Origin of the sequence: Pseudomonas sp. BIGb0278 (genome assembly GCF_024809895.1) — a bacterium.
GTDB classification, from domain to species: domain Bacteria; phylum Pseudomonadota; class Gammaproteobacteria; order Pseudomonadales; family Pseudomonadaceae; genus Aquipseudomonas; species Aquipseudomonas shirazensis.
On sequence record NZ_JANUEL010000003.1, the window covers coordinates 1 to 14,281 of the forward strand.

Sequence of the window (14,281 nt, forward strand, 5' to 3'; positions counted from 1 at the left end):
TCAGTATCCTGCCCGGCGATCATCTGGCAGTTGTTGACGTTGATGGTAATGGTCGTGGTGCTCTGATCGCCGTCAGCATCGCGGATGGTGTAGACAAACACATCGGTAGCACCAGCCGGTGCATTGCTGTTCGGGTAGGCGTGATAAACGCCGTTACCTTCGGCATCCAGCGTGATGTAGCCATAGGTGCCCTGGACATTGACGCCCAACTGTCCAGAGGCCGGCGTGGAGGTATCGGAGCCGGCACGCACGCCAACTACATAGCGGCCATCGGCCAAGTCATCGGCGCCAATCACATCATTGGCCAGCACGTTGCCGCTGACCTGACCGCCTGCCTCGACTCTGGCGAAGTCGCAGTGAGCCTGCGGCACATCATCGACGATGGTTACATCGAGGCTGCCAGTGGCGGTACTGCCGTCGGTGTCCTTGGCAACGACCGTGAAGCTTTCCTGCAACCCATTGGTGCCGTTGCCATCCGGATGGGTTTCGTTGTCGAGCAAGGTATAGGTGTAGCTGACCACCCCTGTCGTAGGGTTGTAGCCGGTGATGGTGAGGGTGTTGCCCAGCGCGGTAGTGATCGTCTGCGGGAAGCCTGCGGCTACGCCGCCACTGATTACGTTGATGCCGCCGACGCTCAAAGATTGCAGGCCATCCGCCGCAATCACCGTGAAGGTGCCGCCTTGTTGCAGAGCCGGGCCGTCAACTGCGCTGCCATCGATCAGGTTTTTCTCGTAAACGGTAACCTCGCCTCCGCTCACGTCGAGGCCGCCAAGTGTTACCGGGTCATTGAGGTTGCTGATGTTCAGGGTCAGGGTCGCACTGCTGGTGTCACCGTCAGCGTCTTTGATGGTGTAGGTGAAGGTCTCGATACCATTGCCACCGCCGGTAAGGCCTTTGAAGTCGGCATCGTCAACGTTGAGGGTGTAGGTGTAGGTGCCATCCGCAGCCAGCACCAGCGTGCCGTAGGTACCAGTGAAGGTGCCGGCAACCACCGGGCCACCCACGACCCGGTCAGCGCCTTGTACGTCATTGCTGAGGACATTGCCGCTGAGTTCCACCTGCTGTTCTGTGGCCGTTACCGCGTTGGTGTCATCCACCGCCTTGGGCACATCGTCGACAATGCTCACGTCAAGGTTGGCCGAGGCAGTGCTGCCATCGCTGTCCTGGGCTGTCACGACAAATGTTTCGCCCAGGCTGTTGTTGCCGTTGCCGGTGGCGTGGGCTTCATTGTCGAGCAGCGTGTAGCTGTAGCTCACCACGCCTGTGGCCGGGTTGTAGCCGGTGATGGTCAGTGTGTTGCCCAGCGCGGTCGTGATCGACTGTGGAAAACCGCCTGCTGCGCCGCCGCTGACTACCGTGATGCCGCCCACGCTCAGGCTCTGCAAGCCATCTGGCGCGGCAACGGTAAAGCTCCCGTTCTGCGTCAGCGCAGCGCCGTCTGGCGCGCTGCCATTGACCAGATTCTTTTCATAGACAATCAGCTCACCACCGGCGACATCCAGCCCGCCGATCGTCACTGGGTCGTTGAGATTGCTGATGTTCAGCGTCAGGGTCGCGCTGCTGGTATCGCCGTCGGCGTCTCTGATGGTGTAGGTAAAGCTCTCGGTGCCACTGCCGCCACCTTTGAGCCCTTTGAAATCAGGGTCATCGGCGTTGAGGGTATAGGTGTAGGTACCGTCCGCAGCCAGCACCAATGTGCCGTAGGTGCCGCTGAAGGTACCGGCAATCACCGGCCCGCCGACGACCCGGTCGGCGCCCTGCACATCGTTGTTGAGTACGTTGCCGGTCAACTCAAGCTGCTGCTCGGTCGCTGTCACTGCGTTGCTGTCATTCACCGCTTTGGGCACATCGTCACGAACGATCACGTCGAGGCTGCCGCTGGCTACATCGCCATCGCTGTCGCTGACCTGCACCGGGAACTGCTCGCCGATCACGTTGCTGCCGCCACCGTTGGCGTGCTGCTCAGTGCCGTTAAGGGTGTAGCTGTAATTGACTACGCCGGTCGCCGGGTTGTAGCCAGTGATGGTCAGGGTGTTGCCAAGGGCGGTGGTGATGGATTGACCAATACCGGTAACCACCCCGCCGGTGACTACGTTGATGCCACCTACGCTGAGATTGAACACACCGTCGGCGGCGATAACGGTGAACGAGCCTTGCTGGGTCAGCGCCGCCGGGTTGCTGTCGGAGCCGTCGGGCAGGTTGGCCTCGTCGAGGATCAGTTCGCCGGGGCTGACATCAAGGCCTTGCAGGGTGACCGGGTTGTCTGGCGGATTCACCGGAGGTGGGGACGCGGGCGGCAGCACATCGTCGGAACTGGTCGGATCGAGGTCACCAATGTAGCCATTGACCAACAGCGGTACACCGTTGAAGCCCGCAGTCGGGAAGCCAACCGTAGGGTCTACGCGATCGGCAACTTCAGTCAGCATGACAAAGCTGTGGCCGCCGCCCAAAGCGCCTGGGGCACCTCCATTGGGCCCAGCCGCGGTAGCCTCGGCCTCTTCACTAGGGTCGGCACCCGCAGCGATGGCTTGTTGCAAGCGCTCGACATCGGTCAGCTGCGCCTGGCTGGGGGCGACGTCGTCGGTCTGCACATGGGCGGCCTGATTAGCCAGCAGCTCTGGCGACATCTGCAGGCTGCTGTCGCGGCCCAGGGTCAGCTCTGCGCCGTTGTCCAGGCGCACCGCAATGGCTCCGGCGTTACCGGTTTCGAGCTGTTCGCCAGCATAGAGTCGGTCGCCTTCGACCAACAGGCGGCGGCTGCCGTCGCTGTCGACCGCGAAAACCTGGCCGACCACCTTGCTGACCACTCCGATAAATTTAGCCATGCCCTACGTCTCCCCTGCCGAACGGATCCTGCAGCTTGAATGCAGCAAAAACACAGTGGCGCCAGGCCGAATAAAGGCGTCAATCAAACGCCAAAAGTCAGCAAACAGCTCTACACTGCGCAGGCCAAGCCGATAGAGATGATGGAATTTTGCTACTACAGAGTGACAATTAATTGTCGCCAAATTCCGACACGGCCCGTTTTCACTGAGTTCTTAGCTGCAAAAGTTCTGGAACTTGTTGCAATGACCTAAAACCGCTGACTACAGCTTGATTTATAGGCCCGTTGAGTAGAACAATGTCGCGGATTCTTTAGACCGCATAAGTTTTTTTTCGCATAGACCTTATGAACAAATCTTCTTAGCTCGCGCGTTAAATGTTCTTAGCTCTGTTGTTACAAACTTGAAACGGTCTACCTCATAATAATCGTCATTTTTTTGGCGAATGCTGGACACTTTTAGAGACAATGGAGATGTACCCCATGCGCGTTCTTACCCCCATCACCAGTGCAATCCTGTTGGCCATGGCGAGTGCCAACATTCAGGCGATGTCGATCACCGAAGCCGTTCAGAACGCCGTGGATCATCACCCGCAAATCAGTTCCTATCGCAACAGCCGGTTGTCTGCCGACGAAGATGTGAAATTCGCCCGTGGCGGGTTCTACCCAAGCGTCGATCTGGTTGCAGGTTACGGTCGCCAGCGCTCCGACAACCTCAACACCCGTGGTCTGAACGCTGACGGCACGCGCAACCACAACAAAGAAACCATGAACTACACCCAGTCCGAGCTGCGTCTGCGCCAGATGCTGTTCGACGGTTTCAACACTTCCAACGAAGTCGGCCGTACCGAAGCGGTTTCCAACTCGCGTGCCTACTACACTCAGGCAATCGCCCAGGACGTCGCCCTGCGTACCATCGAGGTCTACCTCGAAGTGCTCAAGCGTCGCGAACTGGTGACCCTGGCCAAGAACAACATGCAAGCGCACCTGCGCGTCAACGACCAGATCGGCCTGCGCACCGAGCGCGGTGTCGGCAGCAGTGCTGACCTCGATCAGTCGCGCGCACGTCGTGCCCTGGCTGAAAACAACCTGGACACCGCCGAAGTCGATCTGGCTGACGCCGAAGCCAACTTCTACAGCGTGGTCGGGCTGATGCCGGACGAGCTGGAAACCCCTTCGACCATCAAGGTGGAAATGCCGAGCACGCTGGAAGACGCACGCCGCGGCATGCAGGAAAACAACCCGTACCTGCGTTCGGCTCAGGCCGATGTGAATGCCGCCGAGAAGCAGTACGAAGTCGCCAAGTCGACCTTCTACCCGCGTCTGGACGCCATCTTGGCCACCGGCGCCAACAACAACCTGGGTGGCGAGCGCGGCCACAGCAACAACGATTGGCAGGCAGGCGTCGAGCTGAACTACAACCTGTTCCGCGGCGGCAGCGACAAGGCTCGCCTGCAGTCGGACTCGCACAAGATCAACCAGGCGCTGGACATCCGCAACAACGCCCTGCGCGAACTCAACGAGAACCTGAGCCTGTCGTGGAACGCCATGAACAACGCGCGCAAGCAGACGCCGACCGCGCGCGAATACGCTGAAACCACCCAGCGCGTGCGTGCCGCCTATCAGGATCAGTTCGGTCTTGGTCAGCGCACCCTGCTCGACGTACTCGACAGTGAGAACGAGCTGTACAACGCCAACCGCCGTTACACCGAAGTGCGTTACACCGAGGAATACTCGATGTACCGCGTACTTTCGACCATGGGTGAATTGCTCAGCAAACAGCGTATTGCGCTGCCGGCAGAGGCCATCGCCAAGACTGAAGTACGCAGCGAAGCGAAGTTGCCCGAAATGCGTTGACCGTTATCGAGCAACGTTTCGGATGTAGCCGTACACCCTCCATTGCGGCAGGAGTAGGCCATCGTGACCAGTATGCAAAATGCCCAGCCCCGGCTGGACGTTGACGATCCGTTGCTCGATGGCCTGTTGATTCTGTGCAAACTGCACGGCTGCCCCGCCAGCCGTGCCAGCTTATGCAGCGGCCTACCGTTGGCCAGCCAGCGGCTGGGGCCCGAGTTATTGCCCAGAGCCGCAGCCCGCGCAGGCCTGCAAGCGCGGATTCTCAAGCGTGAGCTGGGCGCAATTTCCACACTCAACCTTCCTGTATTGCTGCTGCTCAAAGACGGCCGCTGTGCTGTTCTACAGCGCTTTGGCGAAGACGGCCGCGCGTTGATCCTGCCGTCCGAGGCCGAAGGTGGCGAGCAATGGGTCGAGCGCGAGGCGCTGGAACAGGCCTACGCCGGCCATGCCCTGTTTGCCCGCCCGCGGCACACTCTGGAAAACCTGCGCACCCCGCTGATGCCCAGGGTCGATGCCTGGTTTCGCGACACCTTGCGCCATTCCCGCTGGCTGTACAGCGATGCCTTGCTGGCCAGCCTGCTGATCAACCTGCTGGGCCTGATGGTGCCGCTGTTCGTCATGCAGACCTACGACCGGGTGGTGCCCAACCAGGCAGTCTCGACTTTGTGGGTGCTGGTGGCAGGGTTGTTCATCGGCACCGCCTTTGAAATGGTTCTGCGCATGGTCCGCGCGCACCTGCTGGACCAGGCCGGCAAGAAGACCGACCTGATCCTTTCGGCAACCCTGTTCGAACGCATTACCGGCATGTCGATGAAGGCGCGCCCGGCCACCATCGGCGGCTTCGCCCAGAGCATTCACGACTTCCAGGGGCTGCGCGAGTTTCTCACGGCGGTGACCTTGACCAGCATCATCGACCTGCCATTCGTGGCGTTGATGCTGGTGGTGGTTGGCCTGCTGGGCGGCTGGCTGGTGGTGATCCCGCTGATTGCCTTCCCGCTGGCAGTTGGTTTTGCCTTGATCATCCAGATCCGCCTGCGCGACACCGTGGAAAAAAGCCTGAGCCTGGGAGCAGTGCGCCAGGCCCTGTTGATCGAAACTCTGGGTGGGCTGGAAACGCTCAAGGCCAACGGCGCTGAAAGTGAGCGCCAGTACCATTGGGAGCAGACCAACGGCGCGATTGCCCGGCTCGATGCGCACGCACGCAACCTGTCTTCGCTGGCCAGCAACGGTACGCTGTTCATCCAACAGTTCTGCGGCATGGCAACGATCGTTGCCGGGGTCTACAGCATCATCGCCGGCAACCTCAGTGTCGGCGCACTGGTGGCTACCTACATGCTCGGCAGCCGGGTCCTGGCACCACTGGGCCAGATAGCGGGGCTGATCACCCGCTATCAGCAAGCGCAGCTGACCATGCGCAGCACCGATGCGCTGATGGCCTTGCCGCAAGAGCGCCAGGCCGAGCAACAGGCGCTGGAGCACACCAGCCTCAAGGGCGGCGTGGCCGTCAGCCATGTCAGCTTCCGCTACCCTGGCCAGACGGCTGCGGCGCTGAATGATGTCAACCTGACCCTGCAGCCCGGCGAGCGCATCGGTATCGTCGGCCGCAGCGGTTCGGGCAAAAGCACCTTGGGTCGGTTGCTGATGGGCTTCTATCATCCTGATGAAGGCCAGGTGTTGCTGGACAACCTCGACCTGCGCCAGCTGGACATCGCCGACCTGCGCAGCCAGATCGGCTACGTCGCCCACGACCTGCCGCTGCTGGCTGGCAGCCTGCGCGACAACCTCACCCTGGGGGCCCGCCACGTCAGCGACGCACGCATGCTCGAGGTGGCCGAACTGACCGGCGTGACCGAACTGGCGCGCCAGCATCCGCAGGGTTTCGACCGCCCGGTGGGTGAACGCGGCCAGCTGCTCTCGGGCGGCCAGCGCCAGGCCGTGCTGCTGGCCAGGGCGCTGCTGCTGGAGCCGCCGATCCTGATCCTCGACGAGCCCACCAGCCACATGGACAACAGCAGCGAAGAGCAACTGCGCCAGCGCCTGCTCGACTGGGTGCCGGGCAAGACCGTACTGCTGGTCACGCATCGGACCTCGATGCTGAGCCTGGTCGACCGCCTGCTGGTGCTGGACAACGGCAAGATCGTTGCCGACGGGCCGAAGGATGCAGTCATCGATGCGCTGCGCAAAGGGCGCATTGGCGCCGCGCTGTAGACGCTTTTGAGGAGTAGTCCGATGGCCTTCTTGCGCAGTTATTTCCAAGGTGCCGGCAACACTGCCGAGCGCGACTACATGCCTGAACTGGCCGGCGCCACGCTGCAGGACTCGCCGCGCCTGTCGCGCCTGACGGTATGGCTGGCGGCGGCGCTGCTGCTGGTTGCGCTGGCCTGGGCGAGCCTGGCGGTGCTCGATGAGGTGACTGTCGGTGAGGGCAAGGCGATCCCCTCGGGCAAGGTCCAGGTGGTACAGAACCTTGAGGGCGGCATCGTCACCGAGATTTTCGTGCGTGAAGGCCAGATGGTCGCCAAGGGGGCAACCCTGCTGCGCCTTGACGACACCCGCTTTCTGTCCAACAAGGGCGAAAGCGAGGTCGACCGCTACGCACTGACGGCGCAGGTCGAACGGCTCTCGGCGGAGGCTGAAGGGCGTCCGTTCACCGTACCGGAAGAGATTCGCAGCAAGGCGCCACAGGTGGCCGAGGACGAGCTGGCGCTGTATCAGTCACGGCAACGCCGGCTGACCAGCGAGAAGCAGACGCTCAATGAACAACTGCGGCAGAAGACCCAGGAACTGGCCGAGTTCCGCTCCAAGGTCGATCAGTACCGTTCGGCGTTGGGCTTGCTCCAGCAAGAACTGAACATGTCTTCGCCATTGGTAGGCACCGGAGCGATTTCGCCGGTGGAAATTTTGCGTTTGAAGCAGCGCACGGTCGAAGCCCGCGGTCAGCTCAACGCCACCAGCCTGGCCATTCCGCGGGCAGATGCGGCAGTGGCAGAAATCAAGAGCAAGATCCAGGAAGCCGATGCCACCTTCCGCTCGGAGGCGGCCAAGGAACTCAACGACAAGCGCACTGATCTGTCCAAGATCAGCGCTACCAGCATCGCCATCGACGACCGGGTCAAGCGCACCACGGTGGTGTCACCGGTGCGTGGCATCATCAAGCAGCTCAAGGTCAACACCATCGGCGGCGTGGTCCAGCCGGGCAGCGACCTGGTCGAGATCGTGCCAATCGAGGACAACCTGCTGATCGAAGCCAAGGTGCGCCCGCAGGACGTCGCCTTCCTGCACCCGGGGCAGACCGCGATGGTCAAGTTCAGCGCCTATGACTACACCATCTATGGTGGGCTGAAGGCCAAGCTGGAGCTGATTGGCGCCGATACCGTGACCGATGACAAGGGCAACGCGTTCTACCTGATCCAGGTGCGCACCGACAAGAATCACCTGGGCGGCGACAACAAGCCATTGCTGATCATTCCAGGGATGGTCGCCACGGTGGATATCATCACCGGGCAGAAAAGCGTGCTCGACTACTTGCTCAAACCGGTGCTCAAGGCCCGCACCGAGGCCATGCGCGAACGTTGATTCAGCAACCGTGGTTGCGCTCGAAGGTGTCGCGACCCATGGCGCGGATCTGGCCTTCGATCAAAGCGTCGAACGGGCGCAGTAGCTCGTCGTAACACCGCGGCTGCTCCAGCGCGTTGAGCGCCTGCACCACGGCTTCGATGGTGGCCAGGGCGCCCTCCTCCGGCGCCTTGCGCAGGCGATAGCGCGAGGCTGTCACCTGCGCCAGGGTCACCCGTGGCAGCGCTGCCAGCAGCGGATTCAGGTACAACAGCTTGCGCGCCTTGCGCCAGGTGCCATCCGGCACGATCAATAGCAACGGCTGCTCATCAGGTGACGCATACGCGGTCAGTGCCTGCGCCTCGTCACCGGGAAACAACAGCACCGGCCGATACCCCGGCGTTGCCAGCAACTCCGGCAGCTGGGCAAACACTTCCCCCACCCACAGCTGTGCATTGACCAGGCCGAGCGCGGCCAGGCGAGCAGTATTCAGCGCATGCGCGGTTTCACTGGGGTGCTGCAACAGGACGACCCGGGTACGGCTGTCGAGGCGGGGGATCAGCGGGCATAAGCAATGGTCTTGCGCGCGCTTGCAGCGTTCGCAGCGGGGTCTGGACATCGGGTTCTCCTGGAGGGCGACAGTGTGCCATAGCCACTCGAGAAGAACATACAGCGCCCACGTCCATGTGGGTTCGGGAGGTGGTCAGCGGTTGAAACGCTCGGCCAGGCTGTGCAGGTACTCGGCCATCTGCTCCAGGTCCTGGCTGATCTCGGCGCCCTGCCTGGCCTGTCCGGCACTCTCGTCGCACAGGTGGGATATGCGCGTGATCTGCTGGTTGATATCTTCGGCGACGTGGCTTTGCTGTTCCGAAGCAGTCGCCATCTGCTGGCTCATGCCGGTAATGCGACTGACCGCCTGGGCAATGCCGCTCAGCGCCTCACGCACCGCTTCGACACTGTGCACGCTGTCGCGGGAGATCTGTTCACCACGGCTAGCCGACGACACCGCACGCTCGGCGCCCGCACGCAGGCTGCTGATGATCTGGTGAATCTCGTCGGTCGAGGTGCGCGTGCGCTGGGCCAGTGAGCGCACCTCGTCGGCGACCACGGCAAAGCCACGGCCCTGCTCGCCCGCGCGGGCAGCTTCGATAGCCGCGTTAAGCGCCAGCAGGTTGGTCTGTTCGGCAATCGACGTGATCACATCGACCACGCTGCCAATCGACTGCGTCTGCTGAGCCAAGGCGTGCACGGCCTGGCCGATGTCATTGACCGCCTCGCTCATGCTGCCCATCGCCTGCAGGCTTTGCTGAGCCAGCTGGCTGCCGTGCTGGGCCAGTTGGTCAGCGTCACCGGCAGCATGGGCAGTGCTCTGCACGTTTTGCGAAACCTCCTGGATAGTCGCAGCCATCTGCGCAATGGCGGTGGCCGATTGCTCGGTTTCGCTGCGCTGGCGGTCAAGCATCTGCGCCTGGGCATCGGACAATCCAGCAGACTGAGCTGCGCGTGCCTTGACCCCGACACCTGCATCGACCAGGCGGGTCAGCGCCGTCTGCAAGCGCGCCTCTTCGCTGATGATGGCCAGGTCCAGCTGGCCATGCAGGCCGCGGTTATTGCTGTAGGTCAGGGCCACCAACGGGTCGGTGAAGGCTTTCGGGTGTTCGTCCAGGGTGCGCTGCAGAGCGCGAGCGTGCAGGCGGTTCAGCGCATAGCCGGCACCCAGCAGGCTGGCCAGCAGCACGCCGATCGCAGCCTGCGGCGCGAGCCAGAGATAGCCGGCAGTAGACAGCGCAGCAGCGGCCAGTATTGGCCAGCTCTGGCCAACCCCGTGCAGCACGCGCGTCGACCACGACACTGCGCGCTGGCCACTGCGCAGGCGGGCGTATAGCAGTTCCGCACGGCTGATCTGTTCACGGCTGGGGACCGAGCGGACCGACTCATAACCACTGATGCGGCCGTTTTCGTACACCGCCGTGACATACGCGCTGACCCAATAGAAGTCACCGTTCTTGGCGCGGTTCTTGACCACGCCCATCCACGGTTTGCCCTGTTTGATGGTGTCCCACATCAGCGCAAATACCGGCGCCGGCATATCTGGATGGCGCACCAGGTTGTGGGTTTGTCCGACCAGTTCATCGTAGGTAAAACCGCTGATGGCCACGAATGCGTCGTTGCAATAGGTAATGCGGCTATTGAGGTCGGTAGTGGAAATAAGCCGCTGTTCGTTGGGGAAGGTTCTTTCATGCTCGGTAACGGGCAAGTTCAGGCGCATCAAGGCAATCCTTGCGTGTGCAAACGATGGAAATTCATCAGGGGCCAATCAATATTTAGCAGAGCGAAAGCCTGTCAGCAGGCACTTTTGTAGGAAATTTACCGTTCCTGACGGAGTGCATTCATCCAAGCGTTTATCAGCTGACGTTCAGCTGACTTTTGAGCAAATCACGGAAGGTCTGAATCAATGGTTCGCGGCTACGGCCGCGACGGATGATCAGGGAGAACGGGGCTTGGTAACCAAATGTGGCGGGCGATAATACGCGCAAATCGCCCTTGTCGACCCACGCCTGTGCATAGTGCTCAGGCAAATAACCGATATAGGCGCCGGACAGGATCAGGATCAGCTGCGCCTCCATGCTTTCCACCGTTGCCGCGCTATGCTTGAAGCCGTGCCGGGCCAGCTCGGCCTGGCTCCAGTAGCCTCGCCCAACCATGCGCTGCTGGGTAATGACAGGCTCCGGAATCCGCCTTTCAGCGAACAACGAATGGCGGTTGCTGCAGTAGAGCCAATGCTGCTCGCGATACAGCGGTTGATAGACCAGACCGCTCATGCGCGAAGAAAACGCACCGATGGCCAGGTCCAGGCGGTTGTCCTGCACCCCCAGCTGCAGCTCGTATGGACTGGACACCGACAAGTGCAGGTGCACGGCCGGATGCTCCTGGCTGTAGGCGCCAATCGCCTCTGCCAGCGGCAAGGCGCGATCGCCTACGGTCGAGTCGAGCACGCCAAGGTTGAGCGTGCCACGTAATTCACCTTTGAGCGCCGCGGCGTACTGTTCAAAACCATCCAGCTCGGCCAGCAGGCGCAGCGTCTCCTGGTGGAACAGCTCGCCCTTGCTGGTCAGGCTGAAGCCACCGCGGCCACGGTGGCAGAGCACGATGCCTAACCCCGCCTCCAGCTGGCTCATGTAGGTGCTGATGGCCGACGTCGACAGGTTCAGCTCACGTTGGGCATTTGCAAAGCCCTGGTGGCGTACCACGCTGACAAAGATCCGCAGCAGTTTCGGGTCGGGCAGTGACGAGGCCATGGTGGTGATCGGTCCGCAGTGGCAATGGGCAAGTGGCAATGGGCGGAGTCTACCTTGGCGGCGGCCTTTAGTTCAGAGATTCCTGAACTAAGTATTTGTCGGTAGCGATTCTTCTCGGCCACCAGCTTGCGCAGACTGCCCGCAATGACCCTGCTCGCCGCCCGCTGCGCTCAGTTGCAGCATGTTGGCCCAGGTTCGAACAACCATAACAATCGACCGACTGATGAGGCCCACTGTGGACAAGACTCTGCACCAACCACTGGGCGGCAACGAAATGCCGCGTTTCGGCGGCATCGCCACCATGCTCCGCTTGCCCCACCTGCAAAGCCCTGAAGGCCTGGACGCCGCGTTTGTCGGCGTCCCGCTGGACATCGGCACCTCGCTGCGCTCCGGCACCCGCTTCGGCCCGCGCCAGATCCGCGCCGAATCAGTCATGATCCGCCCCTACAACATGGCCACCGGCGCCGCGCCCTTCGACTCGCTGTCGGTTGCCGATATCGGCGATGTGGCGATCAACACCTTCAATCTGCTGGATGCCGTGCGCATCATCGAAGAAGCCTACGACACCATCGTCGAACACAACGTGATCCCGCTGACCTTGGGTGGTGACCACACCATCACCCTGCCGATTCTGCGCGCGCTGCACAAAAAACACGGCAAGATCGGCCTGGTGCACATCGATGCCCACGCCGACGTCAACGACCACATGTTCGGCGAGAAGATCGCCCACGGCACCACCTTCCGCCGCGCCGTCGAAGAAGGCCTGCTCGATTGCGACCGGGTCGTGCAGATTGGCCTGCGCGCCCAAGGCTACACGGCCGATGACTTCAACTGGAGCCGCCGCCAGGGCTTTCGCGTAGTGCAGGCCGAAGAGTGCTGGCACAAGTCGCTGGAGCCGTTGATGGCTGAAGTGCGTGAGAAGGTCGCGGGTGGCCCGGTATATCTGTCCTTCGACATCGATGGCATCGACCCGGCCTGGGCGCCCGGCACCGGCACCCCGGAAATTGGCGGCCTGACCACCATTCAGGCCATCGAAATCATCCGCGGCTGTCAGGGCCTGGACCTGATCGGCTGTGACCTGGTCGAGGTCTCCCCACCTTACGACACCACCGGCAACACCTCGCTGCTGGGCGCCAACCTGCTGTTTGAAATGCTTTGCGTACTGCCAGGTGTAGCGCGCCGCTAAGGATGTCGACAGCGCGCTCGATTGCAGTCCCGCTGCTTGCATGGGCCAGTGACAGGCCCACCCGTACTTGCTGATACCGCCGGGCACCGTGAGGCTGCCCGGGCACTTGATCTCGCCATAATAATGATAATCGGGAGACCCCCAATGGCCTTGGACATCATCGTTGTATTGATCTATGCCGCCGGCATGCTCGCTCTGGGCTGGTACGGCATGCGCCGCGCGAAAACCCATGAAGACTACCTAGTGGCCGGGCGCAACCTCGGCCCGACCTTGTACATGGGCACCATGGCCACCACCGTCCTCGGCGGCGCATCGACCGTCGGTACCGTCCGCCTGGGCTATGTACACGGCATCTCCGGCTTCTGGCTCTGCGCCGCACTGGGTCTGGGCATCATTGCGCTGAACCTGTTCCTGGCCAAACCGCTGCTGCGCCTGCGCATCTTCACCGTGACCCAGGTGCTGGAGCGGCGTTACAACCCGATGGCGCGCCAGGCCAGCGCGCTGATCATGCTGGCCTATGCCTTGATGATCGGAGTGACCTCAACCCTGGCCATGGGCACCGTGCTGCAAGTGCTGCTCGACCTGCCGTTCTGGCTGTCGGTGCTGCTCGGCGGTGGCGTGGTGGTGATCTACTCGACCATTGGCGGCATGTGGTCGCTGACCCTGACCGACATCGTTCAGTTCGTGATCAAGACCGTCGGCCTGATGTTCATCCTGCTGCCGGTGTGCCTGTACAAGGTCGGCGGTTGGGATCAACTGGTGGCGCAACTGCCGGCGTCCAGCTTCAACTGGACCACCATCGGCTGGGACACCATCCTCACCTACTTCCTGATTTACTTCTTCGGCATCCTCATAGGCCAGGATATCTGGCAGCGGGTGTTCACCGCGCGGGATGAAAAAGTCTGCCAGCGCGCCGGTACCACTGCGGGTATCTACTGCGTGTTGTACGGCCTGGCCTGCGCACTGATCGGCATGGCGGCACATGTGCTGCTGCCGGACCTGGCCAACCCCAACAACGCCTTCGCCGCCATGATCAAGACCACCCTGCCTGACGGCATTCGCGGCCTGCTGATGGCTGCCGCGTTGGCGGCGATGATGTCGACCGCGAGTGCCGGCCTGCTGGCGGCCTCGACCACGGTCACCGAAGACCTGCTGCCCAAGCTGCGCGGTGGCAAGCAATCGAGCCTGGCCACCAGCCGCCTGTTCACCCTACTCACCGGCCTGGTGGTGTTGGCCATCGCCCTGGCAGTGAATGATGTAATCAGCGCTCTGACCCTGGCCTACAACCTGTTGGTGGGCGGCATGCTGATCCCGCTGATGGGCGCAATTTTCTGGAAACGCGCAACTACCGCAGGAGCCATCGCCAGCATGTCGCTGGGCTTTGCCACCGCGCTGTTGTTCATGGTCAAGGATGGCCTGGATGCCAATACGCCGATCTACTACAGCCTGGCGGTTGGCCTGGTGAGCTTTGTGCTGGTCAGCCTGCTGTCGCGGCGGCCGGTGGCTAGCGCAAATCTGGCCTGATTTGACTGCACTGCGCTGAAAAGACAAAGGCCGCTGCAT

General features: G+C 61.9%; 9 protein-coding genes. 5 read left to right on the plus strand and 4 right to left on the minus strand.

The window, feature by feature from the left end:
• A partial coding sequence (locus M2396_RS12535) for a retention module-containing protein (RefSeq protein ID WP_259075249.1) occupies window positions 1-2,825 on the minus strand: 2,825 nt, incomplete at its 3' end.
• 479 nt (window positions 2,826-3,304) lie between these two features.
• Here M2396_RS12535 and M2396_RS12540 point away from each other — a divergent pair.
• From M2396_RS12540 to M2396_RS12550, 3 genes are all read left to right on the plus strand, one after another.
• Complete coding sequence (locus tag M2396_RS12540) at window positions 3,305-4,678, plus strand: TolC family outer membrane protein (RefSeq protein ID WP_101317641.1); 1,374 nt, start codon at window positions 3,305-3,307, stop codon at window positions 4,676-4,678.
• 72 nt (window positions 4,679-4,750) lie between these two features.
• Window positions 4,751-6,886 carry a type I secretion system permease/ATPase gene (locus M2396_RS12545; RefSeq protein WP_101317639.1) on the plus strand — a complete coding sequence of 712 codons (2,136 nt, stop codon included), beginning with the start codon at window positions 4,751-4,753 and terminating at the stop codon, window positions 6,884-6,886.
• Between the two features lie 21 nt (window positions 6,887-6,907).
• Window positions 6,908-8,254 carry an HlyD family type I secretion periplasmic adaptor subunit gene (locus M2396_RS12550; RefSeq protein ID WP_220633262.1) on the plus strand — a complete coding sequence of 449 codons (1,347 nt, stop codon included), beginning with the start codon at window positions 6,908-6,910 and terminating at the stop codon, window positions 8,252-8,254.
• Between the two features lies 1 nt (window position 8,255).
• Here M2396_RS12550 and M2396_RS12555 read toward each other — a convergent pair whose 3' ends face one another.
• The 3 genes from M2396_RS12555 to M2396_RS12565 all read right to left on the minus strand — a co-directional run bounded on the left by M2396_RS12555 (window position 8,256) and on the right by M2396_RS12565 (window position 11,532).
• Window positions 8,256-8,852, minus strand: a complete 597-nt coding sequence (locus M2396_RS12555) for a tRNA-uridine aminocarboxypropyltransferase (RefSeq protein ID WP_259075253.1) — start codon at window positions 8,850-8,852, stop codon at window positions 8,256-8,258.
• 84 nt (window positions 8,853-8,936) lie between these two features.
• On the minus strand, window positions 8,937-10,502 hold the full coding sequence (locus M2396_RS12560; protein WP_259075255.1) for a PAS domain-containing methyl-accepting chemotaxis protein: 1,566 nt from the start codon (window positions 10,500-10,502) through the stop codon (window positions 8,937-8,939).
• Between the two features lie 136 nt (window positions 10,503-10,638).
• The gene (locus tag M2396_RS12565; protein WP_101317631.1) at window positions 10,639-11,532 is read right to left on the minus strand and encodes a LysR family transcriptional regulator; all 894 of its coding nucleotides are present in this window, start codon (window positions 11,530-11,532) and stop codon (window positions 10,639-10,641) included.
• Window positions 11,533-11,767: 235 nt separating this feature from the next.
• On the opposite strand from M2396_RS12565, the gene speB reads away from it, so the two are divergent.
• Both speB and M2396_RS12575 read left to right on the plus strand, forming a co-directional pair.
• On the plus strand, window positions 11,768-12,718 hold the full coding sequence (gene speB / locus M2396_RS12570) for an agmatinase (protein ID WP_101317629.1): 951 nt from the start codon (window positions 11,768-11,770) through the stop codon (window positions 12,716-12,718).
• Window positions 12,719-12,862: 144 nt separating this feature from the next.
• On the plus strand, window positions 12,863-14,242 hold the full coding sequence (locus tag M2396_RS12575) for a sodium:solute symporter (RefSeq protein WP_150572169.1): 1,380 nt from the start codon (window positions 12,863-12,865) through the stop codon (window positions 14,240-14,242).
• Window positions 14,243-14,281 lie beyond the last annotated feature (39 nt).